The following is a 21,547-nucleotide window of genomic DNA, read 5'->3' as shown; positions in this document are numbered from 1 at the left end:
GGGCCGCCCACCAGGCGGTCAGCCGGTGGGGTCGGCCGGTGGGGTCAGCCGCGCAGGACCCCGGCGGCCACGCGCCGCCACGGCGGCAGCGCCAGCGCGGCGAGCACCCACACCCCCAGCGCGCAGGCCGCGCCGACCGCCAGGCCCGCCCAGCCCGACCCCGGTGCGCAGGCCGCCGCCAGCCAGGACAGCGCCGCCACCGGCAGGCACGCCGCGCCCCAGCGCACGAGCACGCGCCCGACGCCGAGCCGGGCCGCCGCGACGGCGCAGCTGACGACCGCGCCCGCCGACGTCGCCAGCCCCAGCACCACCGGGCCCAGCACGTCGTGCAGGCAGACGTTGACCGCCAGGGCGACGACCAGCCCCGCGAGCAGCGAGGTCGCCGCCGCCCGGTTGCGGTCCTGCGCGGTGAGCGCCTTGACGAGCACGTACGAGACCGACTGCGCCCAGAAGCCCGCGCCCAGCCCGGCGAGCACGCTCGCCGAGGTGGCCACGGCGCGGTCGTCGAACGCGCCGCGCGCGTAGAGGACCTCCACGACGCCCGCCGCCTCGGCGGTGAGCACCACCGACAGCGCGGCCACGACGAGCAGCAGGGGCGGCAGCAGCTGCGCCAGGCGCTCGCGGGCCGCGTCCGCCGCCAGCGTCGACAGCACCGCCAGGCCGGCCAGGCCGAGCGGGACGGCCAGCAGGTTGACCCCGGTGGTGGCCACGAACCGCGCGTAGTCGACGGCGGCGACGACGTCCTCGCCCATCAGGGAGGCGACGACGCGCTCGGCGACGACGGAGGCCTGCAGCGCGAGCGGCAGCAGCAGCAGGGGCCGCAGCCGCCGCCACAGCTCCCCGGGCAGGCCCGCCCCGCTGCCGCTGGCGGGGCGGGCGGGCAGCAGCCCCCGACGGCGCAGCGACACCTCGGCCCAGGCGTGCAGGAGCAGGTAGGCGAGCGCGAAGCCGCCCGCCAGCACCAGCGGCTCGCCCAGCCACCAGGCCAGGCCGAGCGCGGCGAGCGCGCCGGCGTTCTGCCCGGTCGCGCGCAGGCTGGAGAGCCGGAAGGAGCCGTGGGAGACCTCCAGGCAGCTCAGCAGCGCGAACTGCAGGTAGCTGGGGACCCCCAGGGCGCTGGTGCGCACGAAGGCGGTGGCCGTGGCGGCCGTGCCGGCCCCCAGCCCGGGGGCGAGCAGGTCGACGACCAGGGGGGCGGCCACGAGCAGCCCGCCGGTGAGCACGGCCGCCAGCACCCACAGCGCCGCGCGCAGCCGGTGGAAGAGCGCGGCGGCGCGGGCGGGGTCGGCGTGCCGCAGCCGGGCGTGCAGCGGGAGGAACCCGGAGGTGAGGACGTCGGCGGTCAGCAGGTCGACCGGCACGAGGGTCGCGCTCTGGGCGACGCGGTTGGCGACGGCGGGTGCGCCGGTGCCGTAGGCGGCCGCCAGCAGCACCTCGCGCAGCAGGCCCAGCAGCTTGCCGGCGAGGCCGCCGAGCAGCAGCCGCTGCACGGCGGCGCGCATCACGGCGCGCCCGTCAGCAACCGGGCGTAGGCGGCGGCGACCCCGCGCAGCTCGTAGCGGGCGGGCAGCAGGCTGCGCGGGCTGCGGCCGGCGGCCAGGACCGAGCGCACCGCCGCGGCCAGGGCGCCGGGGTCCCCGGCGTCGACGCGCCGCACGGCCTCCCCGGCGCCGTCGACGGGCGCGGTCGTGCGCGCGGCCACCACCGGGGTCCCGCAGGCCAGGGACTCCAGGACGGCCATCGGCAGGCCCTCGCGCCACTGGGAGGTGAGCAGCGAGGCGTCGGCGGCGGCGGTGAGCGCCGGGAGGCGCTCGCGGGCGACGGCGCCGAGGAAGCGCACCCGGTGCGCGACGCCCAGCTCGCCGGCCAGCGCGCGCAGCTCCCGCTCCTGCGGCCCGTCGCCGGCCAGCACGAGGTGGGCCTCGCCGTCGAGGGCGGCCAGGCAGCGCAGGGAGCGGTCGACGCGCTTCTGCGGGTGCAGCCGCCCGGCCACGAGCAGGACCGGCGCCCCCGGCGGCAGCGCCAGCTCGCGGCGGGCGGCGGCGGCCGCCGCCGGGTCGGGGCGGAAGGCGGTGGTGTCGACGCCGTTGGCGAGGACGTGCACGGGGGGCATCGCGACGAGGCGGCCCAGCGGCGGCGCGGTGAGCGAGGCGGCGACGGCCGGGCCGACGGCGACGACGTCGTCGAAGCGGCGGTAGGCCCGCACGTCCCGCAGCAGGCCGGAGACGTTGCGCACCGAGGTCAGCACCGGGCGCACCCGCCGGCTGGTCAGCTTGGAGGTCAGCTCGGCGACGGAGGTGCCGTGCGCCTGCAGCACCAGCCGCGCCCCGGCCCGCGCGGGCAGGTCGAGGGCGGAGTGCGCGGCCGCGCTCACCGACAGCACCCCGCCGACGCCGCCGCGGGCCAGCTCGGCCGCCAGCGCGCTCCGCGAGGCGCGCCACCACGCGCGCGAGTAGCGCCCCGGAGCGGTGCCCGCCAGGGCGTGCACGTCGACGCCCTCCAGCGCGCAGCGCTCCGGCCGGCCGGGCACGCCGGTCGTCAGGACGCCGACCTCGGCGTGCGCGGTGAGCGCCCGGCACAGGTCCCACGCGACGGACTCCATCCCGCCCACGTGGTGCAGCGGCAGCCCGCGGGTGAGCACGAGCACGCGGCTCACCGGGACCCGCCGATCAGCCCGTCGAGCAGGTCCTCCAGCAGCGCCGTCTGGCGGGCGGCGTCGAAGCGCGCGCGCACGTGCTCGCGCGCGGCGCCGCCGGTGCGGGCGGCCAGGGCGGGGTCGTCCAGGTAGCGGGCGAGGGCGGTGGCCAGCGCCGCGGGGTCGGCCTCGGGGACGAGGGTGCCGGTGCGGCCGTCGACGACGGCCGAGGGGATGCCGCCGTGGCGGGTGGCGACCACGGGCCGCCCGAGCGCCCCGGCCTCCAGCAGCACCTGCCCCAGCCCCTCCTGGTCGCCGTTGGCGGCGGTGGTGCTGGGCAGGCACAGCACGCCCGCGGCGGCCACCAGCCGCAGGGCCTCGTCGTTGCCGACGGCACCGGTGAAGGTGGTGCGGCCGGCGACGCCGAGGTGCCGCGCCAGCTCGCCGAGCGGCCGGCGCAGCGGACCGTCGCCCACGCAGACCAGCCGGACGTCCGCCGGCAGCAGCGCCAGGGCCCGCAGCAGGTGGGCGGTGCCCTTCTTCTCCACCAGCCGGGCCACGTGCACGACGGTGCGCGGCTGCGCCGCGGGCGGGTCGGCGGGCAGCTTGCCGAGGTCGATGCCGAGGTGGTGGGTGCGCGTGCGCGCGGCCGGCAGCCCGCGCTCCAGCAGCCGGGTGCGCAGGTGCTCGGAGACGGGCAGGAACAGCTCGCCCTCGCGGGCCAGGCGCCGGGAGCGGCGCACGTACGTCGCCCAGGAGGGCTTGCGCGCGCGCAGCAGCGCGGCGGGGGAGCAGGTGGCGTCGAAGCCGTGGAAGACCGTCGCCAGCGGCAGCCCCGCGCGGCGGGTGGCGGGCAGCGCGCAGGCGCCCTCGACGCCGAAGTGGGCCAGGACGGCGTCGACGCGCAGCTCGCGCAGCAGCGCGGCCAGCGGGCGGGAGCCGACGCCGGCGGTGTGCGCGGCGGCGGCGCGCCGGCCGGCGCTCTCGACGAGGCTGGCGGCGGGCAGCTCCAGGCCCGCGGGCAGCGCGTCGCGCGCCACGAGCACCGGTTCCCAGCGCCCGAAGCGGCGGGCCTGCTCCAGCACGAACGGCTCGGAGCCGACGCCGAGCCGGTGGCGCAGGACCGCTACGCGGGGCACGGTGCCCCCTGCGCCGGGACGGCGGCGGCCGGCCGGGCGGCGCGCGCGGTGACCAGGCCGATGAGCAGCGCGAGCAGGATCATCGTCTTGGACTCCCCGTAGACGGCGGTGTTGTCGCCCATGCCGTGCACGAGCACCCACAGCCAGGCGCCCAGCGCGAAGGCCGCGGTGCGGGCCAGCGGGCTGCCGACCCGGCGCACGACGGTGGCGGTCAGCCGCACGAGGACGGTGACGGCCAGGACGAGCAGCGCCAGGACGCCGCCCAGCCCGCACGCCGCCCAGGCGGCGATGAGGAGGTTGTGCGGCGGCAGCGCCTCGATGCCCAGGGCCGCGAACTGCTCCATCGTGCGCGTCCAGCCGCCGTGGCCCAGGCCCAGCACCAGGTGCTCGCCGACCATGCGGCGGGCGAACTCCCACATGGGCGCCCGGCTGGCCAGGCTGTGGGCGGAGGCGTCGGCGTAGCCGGGCACGGAGCGCTCCAGCAGCCGCGGCAGCTGCCAGGCGCCCAGGGCGACGACGGCGACGGCCTGCGGCAGGAACCAGCGGGCGCCGGGGCGCCCGAGGACCTGCACGCCGCGCACGAGGACGGGCAGCAGCAGCGCCAGCGCCGCGGCCGTCTTGGAGCCCGTCGCGAACGTGGCCGACCAGGTGGTGAGCGCGCCGGCGGCGTACCAGCGCCGGCGGCGGCCGCGCTCGCCGACGCCGAGGGCGAGGAAGGCGAAGGTGGACACGCCCAGGAACATCGAGGAGACGTTGGCGTTGATGAACAGCCCCCCGGACTTGGCGGGGTCGGTGACGTTGTTGGCGCCGTCGCCGAAGAAGGCGCTCATGGCGTCGGGACCGATGACCAGGCTCGCCAGCGGGGAGTGCAGGAACGCGGACTCCGCGGCCGGGGAGAGCCGGAAGGCCCACACGAGCAGCGCGTCGACGACCGCCCAGAGCAGCACGAGCGTCAGCGGCCCGCGCAGCCCCCGCGGGTCGTCGCGCTCGACCCGGACCGCGTAGAGGACGAGGAAGGCGAAGGAGACCAGCCGCGCGACCTCCAGGACGCCCACGAGCGGGTCCGGCGACCAGGCGATCGCCGCGCCCTCGGCCGCGGCCAGCAGCAGCGTCCCGCGCAGCACGGCGTCGCCCAGCGGGAGCTCCTTGCGCTCCAGCAGCCAGCAGAGCGCGATGAGGATGGTCCAGCACTGGCTCAGCGGCAGCGACATGGTGCCCAGCGGGCCGACGAACAGCTGCGGCACCGCCAGCGCGGCGGCGATCGTCAGCCGGGTGCGGTCGCCGGCCGTGCAGCAGACCAGCAGGCCGGTCAGGGCTCCGGCGGCGGCGAGCGCCAGCATCAGGACCACGGCGCACCGCCGGGAGTGCCGCCGGGAGCGCCACCGGGAGCGCTGGCGGCGACCCACGCGCGGACCTCGGCGCGGAAGCGGGCGACGTCGAAGCGGCGGGCCTGCTCGCGGCAGGCCGCGGGGGTGCACCGCTCCGCCCGGGCGACGGCCTCGGCGTAGGCGGCGGGGCGGGTGTCCTCGACGAGGGCGCCGGAGCGCCCGTCCACCACGGTGTCGGCGGTGCCGCCGCGGGCGGGGGCGACGACGGGGGTGCCGGAGGCCATCGCCTCCACGGGCACGATCCCGAAGTCCTCCACGGCGGGGAAGAGCAGGACGGAGGCCCGGCGCAGCAGCTCCCGCACGTGGGCGCGCGAGGGCGCCTCCAGGACGTGCACGGGCACGCGGGCGGTGGCGGCCCGCTCGCGCAGCGCGGCGGCCAGCGGCCCGGCGCCGGCCAGGACGACGGGCCGGCCCAGCCGCTCGGCGACCTCGACGGCGACGGCGTGGTTCTTGTAGGGCACGAACCGGCCGAGGGCGAGCAGGAAGCCCGCGGGCAGCTCCAGCTCGTCGGGACCGGCCAGGGCCGGGTCGAGGGCGTCGACGTCGACGGGCGGGTGGACGACGACGGCCTCGCGGTGCCAGCAGCGCTCGACGCGGCGGGCGACCTCGCGGCTGTTGGCGGCGACCGCGGTCAGCCGGGCGGCGCTGCGGCGGTCCAGCGCGCGCAGCGCGGCGCGGGCGGGCGCCAGCAGGGGGGAGGTCCCGCGCCCGTCGAGCTCGGGGGTCCACACGTAGCGGGCGGGGGTGTGCACGTACGCCAGGTGGGCCCCGCCGGGGGCGACGAGGCGGTTGGCGCTGGCGAAGGCGTGGTGGCTGCTGACGACGAGGTCGTAGCCGCCCTGCACCTCGCGGGCGTGCGCGCGCCAGGCGAGCGGCATCAGCGGCAGCGCGAGCGCGCGCCGCTCCCGCAGCGGCGCGGTGTCGAGCGCGGTGGTCCGCACCCGGCGGCCCCCCAGCTCCAGGTGGACCCCGGGCGCGGCGCTGAGGGCGTGCAGGTCCGCCTGCGGCCACATCCCGGCGAGCACCTCGAAGACCTGCTCGGCGCCGGCGCGGGCGGCGATCCACTCGTGCACGAGCGCGGTGCGCTGCGGCGCCGGCGGCCCGGGGGGCGGGGGCGCTGTGGGGGAGGGGAGCATGTCGCCCTCCCGTCGGCCGCGCCCGCCGGGACCTGAGGCGGACGCCGATCACCGTGCGTGGCCCACCGTGCTAGCGTGCTGCGTCGTCGCCCGTGCGGGCGACGTGCGGTCGAGGAGGAGGACCCGTGAAGAAGCTGTTCGTCGTGGCTGCTGCCGCGGGTGCCGTCGTCCTCTGGCGCCGCAAGGCGTCGGCCAAGGCCGAGCGCGACCTGTGGGCCGAGGCGACCGACACGGTGCGCTGAGCACCGGCAGCCCCCGGGGGGCGTGGCGCAATTGGTAGCGCACCTGCTTTGCAAGCAGGGGGTTAGGGGTTCGAGTCCCCTCGCCTCCACCCGGACCTGACGAAGGCCCCCACCGCACGCGGTGGGGGCCTTCGTCGTCCGCTCGGGGCGGGGGTCAGGAGTCCCGGGGCTCGGAGGACTCGGAGGAGCCGGACTCGAGCGTCGGCTCACCGGGCGCGGGCGCGATCCGGGTCGTCGTGTCGGACGGGCCGCTCCCCGCCGGGTCCGGCACCTGCGTGGTGCTGGGCTCGCCGGAGGTCCCGGACGCGGCGAACGCGCTGCCCGTGCCGGAGGTGCCGGTGGAGCTGGCCTCCTCGAGGCGGTCGGCGCTGGCGCGGGTGCCCGGGGTGCTGGGCGTCGAGGCCGGGGGGGCGGGGGTCCAGGCGGCGCCCGGGGTCGCCCACGGGTCCTCCTTGGAGCGCCCGCGGACCGCGGCGAACGCGGCCGCGCCACCGGCGAGCAGCAGCGTGACGAGCAGGAGCTTCCGGCCGCGGCCGGACTTCTCCTCGGCCTTGTGCACCACGGCCTCGCCCTTGAGGACGGCGAGGGCGTCGCTGGAGCGCTGGGCGGCCACCTTCCCGCCGGCCAGGGCGCTCGCCGCGGCGGCCGCCTTGGCGCCCTTGCCGGCCTCGAGGGCGCTCTTGCCGGCGACCTCCAGGCCCTTGCGGGCGGTCTTCGCGGTGCCGGCGGCGGAGGCGGCGGCCGCCGTCGCCGCGGTGGTGGCGGCGGTCACCGCGGGCGCCGCGTTCTCCCTGGCGCTCTCGGTGGCCTCCTGCAGGACCTCCGCGAGGCGCGGCAGCAGCTCGTCGACGATCGTGGCGCGGGCGTTCTCGACCGCGGGGACGGCGGCGGCGATGGCCGCCTCCACCCGGGGGGTGGCCCACTCGCGGGCGCTGTCGACGGCGGGACCCACCTTCTCGGCGAGCGCCGCACCCTGCTCGCGCACCTGCGCCTGCAGCGTGTCCGACCGGTTCTTCGTCGTCAGGGACATCCGTTCCTCCTGTCGTCTGGCGGTGGACCCGCACTGGTCGTGGCAACGAGCGCACGGCTCCGCACGTGCCCGGTGCCTGGATCACCAGCGGCCATCACACCGCACCCCGGGACTCTCCGCCAGCGTGGACGGCGCCGGGCCGTGGGAGCATGGGCCCATGCACGCCACCCTGCACACCAACCACGGCGACATCCGCCTGGAACTGTTCGAGAACCACGCCCCGAAGACGGTGGCGAACTTCGTCGGCCTCGCCGAGGGCACGAAGGAGTGGCAGGACCCCGCCACGGGTGAGAAGCGGACGGAGCCGTTCTACGACGGGCTGACCTTCCACCGCGTCATCGACGGCTTCATGATCCAGGGCGGCTGCCCGCGCGGTGACGGCCGCGGCGGCCCGGGGTACCAGTTCGACGACGAGATCCACCCGGACCTGCGCTTCGACAAGAAGTACCTGCTCGCCATGGCCAACGCGGGCAAGATCGCGGGTCACGGCACCAACGGCTCGCAGTTCTTCATCACCGTCGCCCCGACCTCCCACCTCAACGGCCGGCACACGATCTTCGGCGAGGTCGCCGACGACGCCAGCCGCCAGGTCGTGGACGCCATCGCCTCGGTGGCGACCGGACCCGCGGACGCCCCGCGCGAGCCCGTCGTCATCTCCAGCGTCGACGTCGAGCGCGACTGAGCACTCCGGGCCCGGCAGCGGGCAACGACGGGGACGTCCCGGGCGTTGAGCCCTCCGTGAGCGCCGAGCCGATCCCGCCCGCGAGCGACGTCCCCGTCTGCCCGCGCCACCCCGACCGCGAGTCGTGGGTGCGCTGCCAGCGCTGCGAGCGCCCCGTCTGCCCGCAGTGCCAGCGCCCCGCCGCGGTCGGGGTGCAGTGCGTGGACTGCGTGGCCGAGGCGGCCCGCACCGTCCGCGCGCCCCGCACCACCTTCGGCGGTGCGCTGCGCACCAGGGACACCGCCGTCACGAAGGTGCTCATCGCCGCCTGCCTGGTGGCCTTCGCGGGGCAGTACGTGCTGCCCCCGCAGGTCTACGCCTGGCTGCCGCTGGTCAACGGCCCCTACGAGAACGCGTTCGGCCCGGGCACCTGGTGGCAGCCGCTGACCTCGGCGTTCCTGCACGGGGGCCTGCTGCACCTGCTGCTCAACACGTACGCCCTGTGGATCACCGGGCAGTACCTGGAGCCGATCCTGGGCCGGCTGCGCTTCACGGCCCTGTACGTGCTGTCGGCGCTGGGCGGCGCCGCGGGTGCCCTGCTGCTGCCCTTCACCGCCTACAGCGTCCTCGTGGGCGCCTCCGGCGCCATCTTCGGCCTGTTCGCGGCGCTGTTCGTCGTCAACCGGCACCTGGGCCGCCAGACCGGTCAGATCGTCGGCCTCATCGTCGTCAACTTCGCCATCGGCGTCCTCGTGGCGGGCATCTCCTGGCAGGCCCACCTCGGCGGGCTGCTCACCGGTGCCGCGGTCTCGTGGGTGCTGGCCCGCGGCCGGCGCGGCGACGCGGTGCTGCAGTGGTCGGGGCTGGCCGTCGTCGCGGTCGTGCTGGTGGCCCTCCTGGGCTACGCGGCCACCCGCTCGCCGTTCTGAGCTGTGGACCGTCCGTCCACCGCGCCTGTGCACACCTGTGGACGGACGACGGGGTTTCCCACAGCTGTCCACACGGTGTGGATGAACCGGTGGACAAGGGCTGTGGACAGCGCCACCGCCGTCCCCACGCCCGGGCCCGTCGTCCCCCGCTCGTCCACAAGCCGTCCCCAGGCGGTGGACAACCCGGGACGGCTCCGCCGAGCTAGACGACCCGGGACAGCACGGGGTGGGCGGCGGCCCAGCGGCGGGTGCTCGCCGCCAGCTCCTCCCAGTAGTCCGGGGCGCCGGCGGGCGCCGGGGCGAGCCAGCCGTCCTCCATGTGCGTGCACAGCGCCGGGTCCGCCGCGGCCAGCCGCCGCCGGTGCGCGGGCCGGCGCAGCGAGGCGAGGTCGACGGCCGAGCGGGTGGCGGTGAGGTAGGCGGCCCGGGCGGCCCGCACCAGCGGCGACGCCGAGGTCCCCGGGTGGTGCACGAGCAGGTCGCGCAGGCCGAAGCGGGGCACGCCCCGCACGGCCAGGAAGCTGGTGTGGTCGAAGTCGCCGCCGGACAGGCAGCACAGCACGAGCAGCCGGTGGTCCTGGCGCAGCGCCCCCACCCGCACGGCGAAGGTGCTGGTGGTGGACGCGTGGGGCACCCAGCGCACGACGTCGGCGGGCACCTGCGTCTCCCCGCGCCCGGTGCGCGGCAGCCGCTCCGCGCGGGTGCGGCCGTCGACGTCGTCGTGGGTGCCGGTGCCGTAGGGCGCCCAGTACTCGGCGCGCCGCTGGGCGGCGGTCGCCAGCAGCGAGCGGAGCGCGTCGGGGCGCCACAGGTAATCGTCCTCGGCGAGCAGGACGACGTCGTCGTCGTCGAAGCCGGAGCGCACCGCGAGCCGGAGCCCGGCGAGGTAGCTGGCGCGGTTGGTCCCGCCCGTGATCGCCCGCACCCGGCCGCTGGCGCGCATCGCGGTCAGCAGCGGGTGCGGCAGCGGCCCGTCGTTGAGGAAGAGGACGTCGACCGGCTCACCCGCCGACTCGACGGCGCGCAGGAAGGACGCCAGGGCCAGCGGCTTGGAGTACCAGGCCGGTCGGCCCTTGGCGTTCTCCCCGCCGTGGGAGCGGTAGACGACGTGCAGCACAGCGGCCCTCCGGTCGCGTCGCGTCGCACCGGGACCGGCCGACGCCGGGAGCCTAACCGTGACGTACGGGGAGGGTCGCCCGGACGGGCCCGGTGTTCACCCGGGCGAGCGAGGTCAGCGCCAGCGGGTCGTCATCGCGAAGCCCACGAGCACCAGCCCGAAGCCCGCGACGAGGTTCCAGTTGCGCCACCCGGGCACCGGCAGCTGCGAGCTGGACAGGTAGAAGACGACGATCCACAGCAGCCCGGCCACCATGAGGGCGACCATGAGGAAGATCCACCAGCGGGGGGTGAGCTGGTTCTTCGCCTTGACGGCGCGGTCCGCGGCGGCCACGCCGTCCTCGCTCCGGGCGGCGCGGCGCAGCCGCCTGCGGCCGGCGGGCTGGTCGGGCTCGTTCTCGGGGCGGGGCACGTCGACCTCCGGGTCAGGGGGGTGGGCGGGACGCGGCACGTCCTCACCTGGTTAGCGTAGTGCGACGACCGGTGTGCGGTCGGTCCCGACAGCACGACGGAGGGGGAGGAGGCCGGGTGGGTGCAGCAGGGGTCGGCCGTCGGGCCGCCCGCCGGACCGCGGTCGCCGGGGTGCTCGCGGCCGCCGGGCTGCTCTTCGCCACGAGCGCGCAGACCTCGCGCGGCACCGACCTGCGCTCGGAGTCCGCCGACCTGGGCACGCTCGTCGCCCAGCGCTCGCGGGAGAACGAGCTGCGCTCGCAGCAGGTGAGCGCGCTGCGCGCGCAGGTGGATCAGCTGAGCGCCCCCCGGGCCGCCGCCGGCGCCCCGGGGCCGGGCGACCCGCTCGCCGACCCCGCGCTGGGCACCGCCTCCGGCGCGCTCGCCGTGCGCGGGCCGGGCGTCGCCGTCGTGCTGGACGACGCGCCGACGGACCGGCCGCGACCGGCGGGTGCGGTCCCCGACGACCTCGTGGTGCACCAGCAGGACGTCGAGGCCGTCGTCAACGCGCTCTGGAACGGCGGTGCGGAGGCCATGGTCGTCATGGACCAGCGGATCGTCTCGACGTCGGCGGTGCGCTGCGTCGGCAACGTCCTCGTGCTGCAGGGGCGCACGTACTCCCCGCCGTACCGCATCGCGGCCGTCGGCGACCCCGACGCGCTGCGCGCCGCGCTCGCCGCCAGCCCCGAGGTGGCGGTCTACCGGCAGTACGTGGCCGCCTACGGCCTGGGCTACGAGGTCTCCGGGGCCGACGACCTGCAGCTGCCCGCCTTCGACGGCACGACCCGGCCCTCGCACGCGCGAGCGGGTGCCGCGTGATGCGCCGGGCGGTCTCCGCGCTCGGCGAGCTGCTGCTGACGGCCGGCGTGCTCGTGCTGCTGTTCGTCGTCTGGCAGCTGCACTGGACCGACCTGACCAGCGGCCGGGCGCAGGCGGCGACCGTGAGCTCGCTGACCGAGCAGTGGGACGCCGCCGCGCCCGCCGCCCCGGTGCCCGCGCCGTCCGCGACCGGCACCGCGGCGCCCGTCGTGCCCGACGTCGACCAGACCCCGCCGGCGGGGGACGCGTTCGCCGTCCTCTACGTGCCGCGCTTCGGCTCCGACTACGCCGTCCCCGTCGTGGAGGGCACCGGCACCGAGGAGCTGAAGGAGGGCATCGGCCACTACGAGGGCACCGCGGTGCCCGGGCAGGTCGGCAACCTCGCCCTCGCCGGTCACCGCGTCACCTACGGCAAGCCGTTCCACCTCATCGCCGACCTGCGGCCCGGCGACGCCGTCGTCGTCGCCACCGCGACGCGGTGGTTCACCTACCGGGTGGCCTCCTCCCAGGTCGTCAGCCCGAAGCAGGTCTCGGTCATCGCCCCGGTGCCCGACCAGCCGGGGGCCGACCCGACGCAGGCGTGGCTGACGATGACGGCCTGCCACCCGATGCACTCCGCGCGCGAGCGCTACGTGGTGCACGCCCTGCTGGAGTCGGCCCAGGACCGCTCGGCGGGGCCGCCGGCCTCGCTCGCGGCCGTGGACTAGGAGGTCGCGGTGTACGCGTGGTGGTGGCGGGCGCTGCCCGGCCCGTGGTGGGTGCGGCTGCTCATCAGCCTGCTGGTGGCGGCCGGCCTCCTGCTGCTGTGCTTCACGGTGGTCTTCCCGGCGGTCGCCGACCACCTGGCGATCAACGACGGCACGGTCGAGGGGAACTGAAGTCGCGCCCGGTGCGTCTGCTTGGCAGACTCCCAGCTCCACGATCGAGGAGGACCGGATGGCCGAGCAGCACGGGCAGGGCAGCTACCCGAGCGGGCAGCAGGGCGGCTACGGGGGCGGCTACGGCGGCTACTCCGAGCCCTACGGCGCCAAGCCCCGCAACGGGATGGCCGTCGCCGCGCTCGTCCTGGGCGTCCTCGCGCTGCTGACGTGCTGGATCTTCCTGGGGCTGCCGCTGGCGCTCGTGGGGCTGGTCCTGGGGATCGTGGCGATGCGCCGCGCCAAGCGGGGGCTCGCCACCAACCGCGGCACGGCGATCGCCGCCGTCGCCGTCAACGCCGTCGCGCTGCTGGCCAGCGCGGTCTTCACCGCCATCTGGATCGCCGCCGGCGCCGCCTTCTGGAACAACGGCGGCGCCGACCTCACCGACTGCCTGCGCGAGGCCGGCAACGACCAGGCGGCGGTGCAAGCGTGCAACGACGAGTACAACGACACCCTGCAGGACCAGCTCGGTTCCTGAGCGGGCTGTGAAGGCATCGCGCACACGCTGCGCAACTGTGCGCGACCGCGTCCGGGGAGGCCCCGCTGCGGCCTTACCGTGACGGCGTGGCCACCTCGACCGACGACCCGCAGCCCAGCACGGTGCCCGGCGCGGGCCGCCGCGCCCGGGGCCAGCACTCCAGCCACGCCCACGGCGCGGCCTTCCGCGTGCTGCGGGTGCTGGCCGTCGGCGTGCTCGTGCTGGCGGTCCTGGCGGCCGGCGGCGGGGTCTACGCCTACCACCGGCTGCAGGGCAACATCCAGGCCCGGGACCTGTCGGGGCTGCTGGGGGACCGGCCCAGCGACGAGTCGACCGCCGACCCGACGACCGGCAACGACGCCGTCAACATCCTCGTCATGGGCAGCGACACCCGGGCCCTGGCCGACGGCAGCGGTGACGCGTACGGCGGCGAGGCCGCCGACCCGGGCGCCCGCTCGGACACCACGGTGCTCGTGCACCTGTCGGCGGACCGGCGCAGCGCGACGATCGTGAGCATCCCGCGGGACTCCGTCGTGCAGATCCCCGCGTGCACCTCCTCCACCACCGGCGAGCAGGTCCCGCCGCGGCTGGACATGTTCAACTCCGCCTTCTCCGAGGGCGGTGCGGCCTGCACGATCAGCACGGTCGAGTCGCTGACCGGGGTCTACGTCGACCACTACGCCGTCATCGACTTCAGCGGCTTCCGCTCGATGGTGGACGCGCTGGGCGGGGTGACGATCTGCACCCCCGAGGACATCGACGACACCAAGGCGAACCTGCACCTGCCCGCCGGCACCCACGAGGACGTCGACGGGGAGACGGCGCTGGCCTACGCCCGGGCCCGCTACAGCATCGGCGACGGCTCGGACATCTCCCGCATCGGCCGCCAGCAGGCGCTGATGTCCTCGATGGTGCAGAAGATCACCAGCTCGCAGGTGCTGCTGCGCCCGGACCGGCTGTACTCCTTCCTCGACGCGGCGACGAAGTCGGTGACCGCCGACCCCGGCCTGGCGAGCCTGACGGAGTCGGTGGGCCTGGCCCAGAGCCTGCAGAAGATGCCCGCGGACGGCGTGCAGTTCATCACCGTTCCCACCGAGCCGTACCCGAGGAACGAGGCCCGCGTGCAGTGGACCGCCGCGGCCTCGGCGCTGTGGCAGCAGATCCGCACCGACACCGCGGGCCCGCCGTCGGCGACCCCGACGGCGACCCCCACCGGTGACCCGTCGGCGAGCTCGGAGCTGCTCGTGGCGCCCTCGGACATCTCCGTGCGGGTGCTCAACGTGGGCGCTCCCGCCGGGACGGCGTCCACGGTCGCCGACCAGCTGGCCGGGGTCGGGTTCGCGGTCGCCGGCACCGGCGACGGCCCCGCGACGGCGCCCGGCACCGGCGTCCTCGTGCGCCACGGCACCGACCGGGCCGACTCGGCGAGGACCGTCGCCGCCGCCCTGGGCGGCGCCACGATCCAGGAGGACGCCACCCTGGGCCGCAGCATCGTCGTCGAGGTCGCCTCGCCGACCGTGGCGGTCACCGACGTCCGCTCCCGCGTGACCGGCGCGGTGCCCGCCGCGCCGGCGCCGAGCGCGAGCATCACGAGCCGGGTGGCCACCGACGACATCTGCGCCTGAGGCCCGCGGCGCACCCGCTCGCGGCACCGCTGCTCACGGCACCGCGACCGGCGCGTCCAGGCGCACGGGCGCCCCGCTGCGCAGCGACTCCTGGGCGGCGTCGGCGACGCGGGCGGCGGCCACGGCGTCCGCGAGCGTGCACAGGTCGTCCGCCGGGCCCGCGGTCCCGCGCACGAGGTCGGCGAAGGCGGCGACCTCGGCGCGGTAGGCGTCGGCGAAGCGCTCGGCGAAGGTGGTGTGCGCGGGCCCGGCGGGGAAGGTGGCGCCCGGCTCGGCCGAGCGCAGCGCGGACCGCTCGTCGAGGCCGACGACGAGCGTGCCCAGCGACCCCTGCAGCTCCAGCCGCACGTCGTGGCCGGCGCCGTTGTACCGGGAGGCGGTGACGACGGCGAGGGTGCCGTCGTCGAGGGTGCACACGGCCAGCGCGGTGTCGACGTCGCCGACGCGGCCGATCGCGGGGTCGCCGTTGTTGCTGCCGCGCGCGGTGACCTCCACGACCTCGCGGCCGGTGGTCCAGCGCAGCACGTCGAAGTCGTGGACGCTGCAGTCGCGGAACAGCCCGCCGGAGGTCGCCAGGAACGCCACCGGCGGCGGGGCGGCGTCGCAGGTGGTCGCGCGCACGGCGTGCAGCCAGCCGAGCTCGCCGGCGGCGTGGGCGCGCCGGGCCTCGCGGTAGCCGGCGTCGAAGCGGCGCTGGTGGCCGATGCGGACGACGCCGCCGGCGGCCTCGACGAGCTCCAGCACCGGCAGCGAGGACGCCACGTCGGGGGCGACGGGCTTCTCGCAGAGCACCGGCACGCCCGCGCGCACGCCCGCGGCGATGAGCTCGGGGTGCTGGGCGGTGCCGGTGGCCACGAGCAGGCCGTCGACGCCGCGCGCCAGCAGCGCGGCGGTGTCGGGGGCCCAGTCGGCGCCGAGGGCGCTGGCCACCTCGCGGGCCCGGCCGGCGTCGGCGTCGGCGACGGTCAGCCTGCCCACGCCGGGGGTGGAGACGAGGTGGCGGGCGTGCATCGCGCCGATGCGGCCGACGCCGGCCAGGGCGAGGTGCAGGTCGGACATGCGCAGGCTCCCGGGAACGACGGTGTTGGACCGGTCCAATGGCGCTCGAGGGTGGTGGCCGGGCGACGGGGGTGTCAAGGACGGGCGGTGGCGGTGGAGCACGGGCGGCGGGCGACCGTCCGGGACGTCGCCGCCCGCGCCGGGTTCTCCGAGTCGCTGGTCTCCCTCGTGCTCCAGGGCTCGCCGAAGGTGTCGCCCGAGCGCCGCGCCGCCGTCCTGGCCGCCGACGACCTGTCCGCGGTCGGGGTGCTCGCCGCGGCCGCCGACCTCGGCCTGCGGGTGCCGGCCGGGCTGTCCGTGGCCGGCTACGACGACACCTCCCCGGCCCGGCTGCGGGTGCGCGCGAGCACCGCGGCTGCTGGCACGGTGGACCCGTGAGCACCCCCGGACACCCCGCGGCCCCCGCACCCGGCGCGCCCTGCCCCTGCGGCTGGGGCGAGGCCTTCGAGGCCTGCTGCGGCCGCCACCTCGCCGGGGCCGAGGCGCCCACGGCCGAGGCGCTCATGCGCTCGCGCTACACGGCCTTCGCGCTCGGCGACGTCGCGCACCTGCTGCGCACCTGGGACCCGGCCACCCGCCCGCGCGAGCTGGTGCTCGACGACGACGTGCGCTGGCGGCGCCTCGTCGTGCTGGGCACGAGCGGCGGCGGCCCGTTCGACGACACCGGCACGGTGGAGTTCGAGGCGCACCACCGCCGGGCGGGCCGGCGCGGGGTGCAGGCGGAGCGCTCGCTGTTCGCCCGCCGCGCGGGGCGCTGGGTGTACGTGGGGCCCGACGCGGACCGGCTCGCGTGAAGGAGCAGGCGTTGACACGCTGGGTCACGGGTACGAGAGGAGTACCACCGCACCGTCGCAAGGAGGTTCCTCCGTGAAGCTCGACTGGCTCAAGGACGTCGCCCTGGCCCCCGGACCGCACGTGTCCGTCTACGCCGACGCCACCCGCGACCGGGAGAACGGCGCCCACGAGTTCGACGTGCGCTGGCAGGACGCACGCACCGTGCTGCTGGACCAGGGCGCTCCCGAACCGGCGCTGCAGGCGCTGGACGGCGTGGCGACCGAGCCCACCGGCGTCGGCGGCCGGGTCGGCCGCGCCATGCTCGCCTCGGCCGAAGGGCTGGAGCTGCACGTGCTGCTGCCCGGCCCGCCGCTGCGCGAGGAGAGCGCCAGCGGACCCGTGGCGCACCTCATGCCGCTCGTGCGCTCGCTGGCCGACGACGTGCGCTACGCCCTCGTCGTGCTGGACCGCACGGGCGCCGACATCACCATGGCCCGCTCGCACGCCGTCGAGCCCGCCCGCACCCGGACCGTCGAGGGCGGGCACGACCTCATCCACAAGATCCCCGGCGGCGGGTGGGCGCACCTGCGCTACCAGCACGCCGTCCAGGACTCCTGGGACCACAACGCCGCGGCCGTCGCCGAGGAGCTGGACCGCATCGTGCGCACCGAGCGCCCCGAGGTCGTCGTGCTCACCGGCGACACCAAGGCCGCCGCCGCGCTGCGCGGCAAGGCCTCCCCGGCGGTGCTCGACCTGCTCGTCGACGTGCAGGGCGGCAGCCGCTCGCCGGGCGCCAACGAGCAGGCGTTCGCGGCCGCCGTCGAGGAGGCGGTCGACGCCGTCCGCGCCGAGCGCCGCAAGACCGTCCTCGACGCGTTCGTGCAGGAGCGCGGCCGCTCCGGCGCGGCCGCGGAGGGGCTGACCGCGGTCGTCGCCGCGCTGCGCCGCAGCCAGGTGCGCACCCTGCTGCTGCGCGACGACCCCAGCTCCACGGCGACGCTGTGGATCGGGGACGACCCGCTGGCGATCGGCACGTCCGCCGACGAGGTCCGCGCCCTGGGGGTGAGCGACCCGTTCGAGGTCCGCGCCGACGCGGCGATCATCCGGGCCCTGGCCGGTTCCGACGCCGACATCGAGCTGGTGGAGGACGGCGTCGAGCTCGTCGACGGCATCGGCGCCGTCCTGCGCTACGCCGACCCCTCCACCTGACCGCCCTCCCGATCGGTGATCTCCCACGGTGCACCGTGGAAGATCACCGATCGGGGATGCGCGCCGTGGAAGATCACGGACGGGTCGCGGTGCGTCCCCAGGCGCCTCCACACGCTGGGGACGAGCGGCCCTCAGCCGCGGGGCCCCGCAGCGCCCGCGGTGCCCGGGGCGCGGAAGGTGCGGCGGTGGGTGGCCGGCCCGACGCCGCGGCGTGCGGTGAACTGCGCGCGCAGCGCCTCGGCGGTGCCCGTGCCGGTGCGCGCGGCGATCGCCTCCACGGTGAGGTCGGTGCTCTCCAGCAGCTCCTCGGCGCGGCGCACGCGCTCCTCCACCAGCCAGCGGTGCGGGGTCGTCCCAGTCGCCTCGCGGAAGCGGCGGGCGAACGTGCGCGGGGACATCAGCGCCCGGCGGGCCAGCGCGTCCACGGTCAGCGGTTCGTGCAGGTGCGCGCGCGCCCAGTCCTGCAGTTCCGCGATGCCGGGTTCGGCGGTGCTGCGCGGGACGGGCCGCTCGACGAACTGGGCCTGACCGCCGGCGCGCTGGGCCGCGGTGACCATGCGCCGCGCGAGGGCGTTGGCGACGGCGGCGCCGTGCTCGGTGCGCACCACGTGCAGGCAGGCGTCGATGCCGGCCGCGGCCCCCGCGCTGGTGGTGACGGGCCCGTCGTCGACGTGCAGGACGTCGTGCTCGACGCGCACCCGCGGGTGGCGCTCGGCGAGCAGGCCGGTGAACTGCCAGTGCGTCGTCGCGCGGCGGCCGTCGAGCAGACCGGCCCGGGCGGCCAGGAACGCGCCGGTGCAGATCGTCAGCAACCGGGCGCCGCGCCCGACGGCCGCGCGCACGGCCTCCAGCACGGGCTCGGCGACCGGGGCGTCCAGGGCGGGCCAGGCCGGGACGACGACGAGGTCGGCGTCGGCGAGCGCCTCGAGGCCGTGGTGGACGAGGACGTCGAAGCCCGCGGCGGCGGGCACCGGCCCGGGGGAGGCGGCCGCCACCCGGAAGAGCGGGTGCGGCAGGGCCGGGTCGTCGTCGCGGCGGTCGGTGCCGAACACCTGGACGGCGATGCCCAGCTCGAACGGCGCGACCCGCTCACCGACGAGGGCGGTCACCCGCGCGAGAGGCACGCGCCCATCGTGGCAGGAAACCCGCCCTCCCCGGCAGTCCTGCCACTTCCCGGCGGGGGCGGCGCGGCGCACGCTCGTCGGGTGATCCCCGGAAGCGCACCCAGCAGCGTCGCCGTCCCCGCCCCGGCGACCGGTCCGCAGCGGTGGGCGGGCGCCTCCTGCGCCGCCCTCGACGACGACGGCGGGATCGTCCTGGCCCACCGCGAGCGCGCCGACGGGGACGCCCTCGTGCTCTCCCGCACGGCCGACGGCGTGGCGACCGAGGAGGTCGTGCGCCTGCGCCCGCAGCGGGCGGGCGCGGCGATGCTGGAACGCCCCGCGCTCGTGCGCACCGCCACCGGCTGGCGGCTGTTCGCGGGGTTCGCCACCCCCGGCAGCCTGCACTGGTGGATCGGCGCGAGCGAGGCGCCGACGCTCGCCGGGCTCGCGGACGCGCCCTGGCGGCCGGTGGTGCCGGGGGACGCGCTGGAGGGCTTCAAGGACCCCGTGGTGCGCCGCGAGGGCGGGCGCTGGCGGATGTGGGCGTGCCGCCACCCGCTCGACGTGCCGGGAGCGGAGGACCGCATGAGCACGGTGGAGCTGGTCAGCGCCGACGGCTGGACGTGGACGCCGGTGGCGACGGTGCTGCGCGGCGCCCCGGGCGGCTGGGACGCGCGCGGTGCCCGGCTGACGGCGCTGCTGCCGGACGGCCGCGCCGCCTACGACGGCCGGGCGAGCGCCGCGGAGAACTGGTGCGAGCGCACCGGGATCGCCGCGCCCACCGGCCCGGCCGGGTCGGCCGGGACCGCGTTCCGCCCCGCGGCGCGGCCGGTCGCCGACTGCCGCTACCTGGACGTCCTCGTGCTGCCGGGCGGCGCGGTGCGCACCTGGTACGAGGCGCGCACCGCCGACGGTGCCCACGAGCTGCGCACCGAGCTGCACCCCGGGCCGCTCACCCCGCCCAGAGCGCGGTGAGGGCCTCGCCCGGCTGCGGGTGGCCGCAGTGGAAGCCCTGCAGGTAGTGGCAGCCGGCCTCGGCGGCCCGGCTCGCCTGCTCGGCGGTCTCGACGCCCTCGGCGATGACGCGCAGGTCCAGGCTGGTGGCGACGGTGACGACGGCGTCGACGAGGGCCCGGCGGCGGGGGTCGTCGGCGAGGCCGGCGACGAAGCTCTGGTCGATCTTGGCCATCCGCACCGGCAGCTCCACCAGGCGCGAGAGCGAGGAGTAGCCGGTGCCGAAGTCGTCGACGGACAGCGGGTGCCCGCGGCGCTGCTGCTCGTGCAGGGCGGGCAGCACCTGGAGGTCGCTGAAGCTGTTCTCCAGCAGCTCCAGGCCCAGCTGCTCGGGGTCGAGGCGGTGGGTGCGCAGCGCGGTGGTGAGGGCGCCGGTGAGGCCGGGGTCGGCGAGCTCGCGGGCGCCGAGGTTCACGTAGGCGGTGGCGGGGGCGCGGGCGCCCAGCTCGCGCTGCCAGCGCGCCACCTGCGCGCAGGTCTGCTCGAGGACCCACCGCCCGATGCCGACGACCGCCTCGGTGCCGGCGACGAGGTCGATGAACCGGGCCGCCGGCAGCAGCCCCTGCTCCGGGTGCTGCCAGCGCAGCAGCGCCTCCACGGCGTGCACGTGCCCGGTGGGGTCGGTGATGGGCTGGTAGTGCACCCGCAGCTGCCCCTGCGGCAGTGCCTGCAGCACCTGCCGCTCCAGCCGGCGCACCGACCCGCCGTCGCCCGGGCCCTCGGGGCGGTCCCGGAGGTGGCCGGGGCCGTGCTTGAGCCGGTACATCGCCGCGTCGGCGTCGGCGAGCAGCTCGTCGGCGCTGCGGCGGCCGTCGCCGAGGGCGGTGCCGATGCTGGCGCGCACGACGAGGTCGACGCCGCCGACGCGGATCGGCTCGGCCAGGGCGCGGCGCAGCCGGGAGGTGACCGCCTGCACGTGCTCGGCCAGCTCGCCGGCCTCCGCCTGCGGCAGGTCCTCGCAGAGCACGACGAACTCGTCACCGGCCAGCCGGGCCAGGGTGTCCTCGTCGCGCAGCACGCCCGCCATCCGGGTGGCGGCGGTGGTCAGCACGGTGTCGCCGGCGGCGTGGCCGAAGGTGTCGTTGACGGCCTTGAAGCGGTCCAGGTCGAGGAAGAGCACCGCGACGACGCGGTGGTGGCGGCGGGCCGCGCGCAGCGCGTGCTCGAGGCGGTCGAAGAGCAGGACCCGGTTGGGCAGCCCGGTCAGCGGGTCGTGGGTGCTGCGGTGGGCCAGCTCGGCCTGGGCGCGGCGGGCCTCGTCGCGGTCCGCGGCCATCACCAGGTAGGAGACCGCCACGCGCGCGAGCAGGTGCGCCGTGGCGATCTCGCCGGCCGTCCACGGCCCGGCGCGGTGCCGGTACAGGTCCAGCACGCCCCAGGTGCGGCCGCGGCTGACCAGGGGCACCGCGAGCACCGCGCCCAGCCCCAGCGCCAGCGCGCGGGCGACGAACTCCGGCCACGCCGTCTGCGCGGGGTCGGCGAGGTCGGCCACGACGACGTCGGAGCGGGTCTCGGCCGCGTCGCGGCAGGGCCCCTCCTGCACGAGCTGCTGCAACCGCTCGACGGTGTCCACGGCGCCGCAGTCGGCGTGCACGAAGCGGGCCGCGCCGTCCTCGAGGACCACGACGCCGATGCCGTCGACGGCCAGGTGCCGGGCGGCCACGTCCGCCAGGCGCCGCAGCAGGTCGTCGGGGGTGGACTGCTCGGCGGCCTCGGCGGCCAGGTCGGCCACGCCGTCGACCAGGGTGGTGCTGCCCACGGGACACCTCGCCTCACCGTGCGGGGGAGCCGCGTGTATGACTCGTGCCCGGATCGTAGGC

23 protein-coding genes and 1 tRNA gene are annotated in these 21,547 nt (G+C 77.3%); 13 read left to right on the top strand and 11 right to left on the bottom strand.

Annotated features, from left to right (window positions below):
- Positions 1–44 precede the first annotated feature (44 nt).
- Genes ACRYM2_RS02445 through ACRYM2_RS02425 form a run of 5 tightly spaced genes read right to left on the bottom strand, consistent with a single transcriptional unit; the run spans position 45 to position 6,298 of the window.
- Complete coding sequence (locus ACRYM2_RS02445; protein WP_432519615.1) at positions 45–1,502, bottom strand: lipid II flippase MurJ; 1,458 nt, start codon at positions 1,500–1,502, stop codon at positions 45–47.
- Entirely contained in the window at positions 1,502–2,647 is a 1,146-nt protein-coding gene (locus ACRYM2_RS02440; RefSeq protein WP_432519591.1) for a glycosyltransferase family 4 protein, read from the bottom strand. The genes ACRYM2_RS02445 and ACRYM2_RS02440 overlap by 1 nt, the downstream gene beginning before the upstream one ends.
- Positions 2,648–2,652: 5 nt before the next feature.
- A complete protein-coding gene (locus ACRYM2_RS02435; protein ID WP_432519590.1) occupies positions 2,653–3,774 on the bottom strand; it encodes a glycosyltransferase in 1,122 nt (373 codons plus the stop codon).
- Positions 3,762–5,123, bottom strand: a complete 1,362-nt coding sequence (locus ACRYM2_RS02430) for a hypothetical protein (protein WP_432519589.1) — start codon at positions 5,121–5,123, stop codon at positions 3,762–3,764. The genes ACRYM2_RS02435 and ACRYM2_RS02430 overlap by 13 nt, the downstream gene beginning before the upstream one ends.
- Positions 5,114–6,298 carry a glycosyltransferase gene (locus tag ACRYM2_RS02425; RefSeq protein WP_432519588.1) on the bottom strand — a complete coding sequence of 395 codons (1,185 nt, stop codon included), beginning with the start codon at positions 6,296–6,298 and terminating at the stop codon, positions 5,114–5,116. Before ACRYM2_RS02425 ends, ACRYM2_RS02430 begins: the two co-directional genes overlap by 10 nt.
- A gap of 125 nt (positions 6,299–6,423) precedes the next feature.
- On the opposite strand from ACRYM2_RS02425, the gene ACRYM2_RS02420 reads away from it, so the two are divergent.
- Positions 6,424–6,540, top strand: a complete 117-nt coding sequence (locus tag ACRYM2_RS02420) for a DLW-39 family protein (RefSeq protein ID WP_338074703.1) — start codon at positions 6,424–6,426, stop codon at positions 6,538–6,540.
- Positions 6,541–6,556: 16 nt separating this feature from the next.
- Positions 6,557–6,629 (top strand) — tRNA-Ala (locus ACRYM2_RS02415).
- Between the two features lie 65 nt (positions 6,630–6,694).
- On the opposite strand, the gene ACRYM2_RS02410 is transcribed toward ACRYM2_RS02415, so the two are convergent.
- Positions 6,695–7,570, bottom strand: a complete 876-nt coding sequence (locus tag ACRYM2_RS02410; RefSeq protein WP_432519587.1) for a hypothetical protein — start codon at positions 7,568–7,570, stop codon at positions 6,695–6,697.
- 157 nt (positions 7,571–7,727) lie between these two features.
- On the opposite strand from ACRYM2_RS02410, the gene ACRYM2_RS02405 reads away from it, so the two are divergent.
- Complete coding sequence (locus ACRYM2_RS02405) at positions 7,728–8,252, top strand: peptidylprolyl isomerase (protein WP_432519585.1); 525 nt, start codon at positions 7,728–7,730, stop codon at positions 8,250–8,252.
- A gap of 56 nt (positions 8,253–8,308) precedes the next feature.
- On the top strand, positions 8,309–9,160 hold the full coding sequence (locus ACRYM2_RS02400; RefSeq protein ID WP_432519584.1) for a rhomboid family intramembrane serine protease: 852 nt from the start codon (positions 8,309–8,311) through the stop codon (positions 9,158–9,160).
- Between the two features lie 202 nt (positions 9,161–9,362).
- Here the strand turns inward: ACRYM2_RS02400 and ACRYM2_RS02395 are convergent, their stop codons facing one another.
- Together ACRYM2_RS02395 and ACRYM2_RS02390 are read right to left on the bottom strand one after the other, a co-directional pair.
- Positions 9,363–10,277, bottom strand: a complete 915-nt coding sequence (locus ACRYM2_RS02395; RefSeq protein WP_432519582.1) for a glycosyltransferase family protein — start codon at positions 10,275–10,277, stop codon at positions 9,363–9,365.
- 114 nt (positions 10,278–10,391) lie between these two features.
- Entirely contained in the window at positions 10,392–10,688 is a 297-nt protein-coding gene (locus ACRYM2_RS02390) for a cell division protein CrgA (RefSeq protein ID WP_432519580.1), read from the bottom strand.
- A 116-nt stretch (positions 10,689–10,804) separates the two neighbouring features.
- Between ACRYM2_RS02390 and ACRYM2_RS02385 the strand changes: the two genes are divergently transcribed.
- The 5 genes from ACRYM2_RS02385 to ACRYM2_RS02365 all read left to right on the top strand — a co-directional run bounded on the left by ACRYM2_RS02385 (position 10,805) and on the right by ACRYM2_RS02365 (position 14,568).
- On the top strand, positions 10,805–11,545 hold the full coding sequence (locus ACRYM2_RS02385) for a DUF881 domain-containing protein (RefSeq protein WP_432519579.1): 741 nt from the start codon (positions 10,805–10,807) through the stop codon (positions 11,543–11,545).
- Complete coding sequence (locus ACRYM2_RS02380) at positions 11,545–12,252, top strand: class E sortase (protein ID WP_432519614.1); 708 nt, start codon at positions 11,545–11,547, stop codon at positions 12,250–12,252. Before ACRYM2_RS02385 ends, ACRYM2_RS02380 begins: the two co-directional genes overlap by 1 nt.
- Positions 12,253–12,261: 9 nt before the next feature.
- Positions 12,262–12,423 carry a hypothetical protein gene (locus ACRYM2_RS02375; RefSeq protein WP_432519577.1) on the top strand — a complete coding sequence of 54 codons (162 nt, stop codon included), beginning with the start codon at positions 12,262–12,264 and terminating at the stop codon, positions 12,421–12,423.
- Positions 12,424–12,481: 58 nt separating this feature from the next.
- Positions 12,482–12,943 (top strand): DUF4190 domain-containing protein, encoded by a 462-nt coding sequence (locus tag ACRYM2_RS02370; RefSeq protein WP_432519576.1) that lies wholly within the window; start codon positions 12,482–12,484, stop codon positions 12,941–12,943.
- Between the two features lie 86 nt (positions 12,944–13,029).
- Positions 13,030–14,568 (top strand): LCP family protein, encoded by a 1,539-nt coding sequence (locus ACRYM2_RS02365; RefSeq protein WP_432519575.1) that lies wholly within the window; start codon positions 13,030–13,032, stop codon positions 14,566–14,568.
- Positions 14,569–14,601: 33 nt separating this feature from the next.
- Here ACRYM2_RS02365 and ACRYM2_RS02360 read toward each other — a convergent pair whose 3' ends face one another.
- The gene (locus ACRYM2_RS02360; protein ID WP_432519574.1) at positions 14,602–15,627 is read right to left on the bottom strand and encodes a Gfo/Idh/MocA family protein; all 1,026 of its coding nucleotides are present in this window, start codon (positions 15,625–15,627) and stop codon (positions 14,602–14,604) included.
- Between the two features lie 87 nt (positions 15,628–15,714).
- On the opposite strand from ACRYM2_RS02360, the gene ACRYM2_RS02355 reads away from it, so the two are divergent.
- From ACRYM2_RS02355 to ACRYM2_RS02345, 3 genes are all read left to right on the top strand, one after another.
- On the top strand, positions 15,715–16,005 hold the full coding sequence (locus ACRYM2_RS02355) for a substrate-binding domain-containing protein (protein WP_432519572.1): 291 nt from the start codon (positions 15,715–15,717) through the stop codon (positions 16,003–16,005).
- A complete protein-coding gene (locus tag ACRYM2_RS02350) occupies positions 16,002–16,421 on the top strand; it encodes a YchJ family protein (RefSeq protein WP_432519571.1) in 420 nt (139 codons plus the stop codon). Before ACRYM2_RS02355 ends, ACRYM2_RS02350 begins: the two co-directional genes overlap by 4 nt.
- A gap of 73 nt (positions 16,422–16,494) precedes the next feature.
- Positions 16,495–17,610, top strand: coding sequence for a baeRF2 domain-containing protein (locus ACRYM2_RS02345; RefSeq protein ID WP_432519570.1), 1,116 nt, complete (start codon positions 16,495–16,497; stop codon positions 17,608–17,610).
- A 131-nt stretch (positions 17,611–17,741) separates the two neighbouring features.
- On the opposite strand, the gene ACRYM2_RS02340 is transcribed toward ACRYM2_RS02345, so the two are convergent.
- Entirely contained in the window at positions 17,742–18,734 is a 993-nt protein-coding gene (locus ACRYM2_RS02340) for a helix-turn-helix domain-containing protein (protein ID WP_432519569.1), read from the bottom strand.
- Positions 18,735–18,815: 81 nt separating this feature from the next.
- Here ACRYM2_RS02340 and ACRYM2_RS02335 point away from each other — a divergent pair, with 81 nt between their 5' ends.
- Complete coding sequence (locus tag ACRYM2_RS02335; protein ID WP_432519567.1) at positions 18,816–19,688, top strand: hypothetical protein; 873 nt, start codon at positions 18,816–18,818, stop codon at positions 19,686–19,688.
- Here the strand turns inward: ACRYM2_RS02335 and ACRYM2_RS02330 are convergent.
- Positions 19,666–21,486, bottom strand: coding sequence for a putative bifunctional diguanylate cyclase/phosphodiesterase (locus tag ACRYM2_RS02330; protein WP_432519565.1), 1,821 nt, complete (start codon positions 21,484–21,486; stop codon positions 19,666–19,668). The two genes, ACRYM2_RS02335 and ACRYM2_RS02330, sit on opposite strands and share 23 nt — an antisense overlap.
- Positions 21,487–21,547 lie beyond the last annotated feature (61 nt).

Origin of the sequence: Kineococcus aridisoli (assembly GCF_050871885.1) — a bacterium.
Classification (GTDB): domain Bacteria; phylum Actinomycetota; class Actinomycetes; order Actinomycetales; family Kineococcaceae; genus Kineococcus.
The sequence above is the reverse complement of the archived record's forward strand: the minus strand, read 5'-3'. Positions and strand labels throughout refer to the sequence as shown.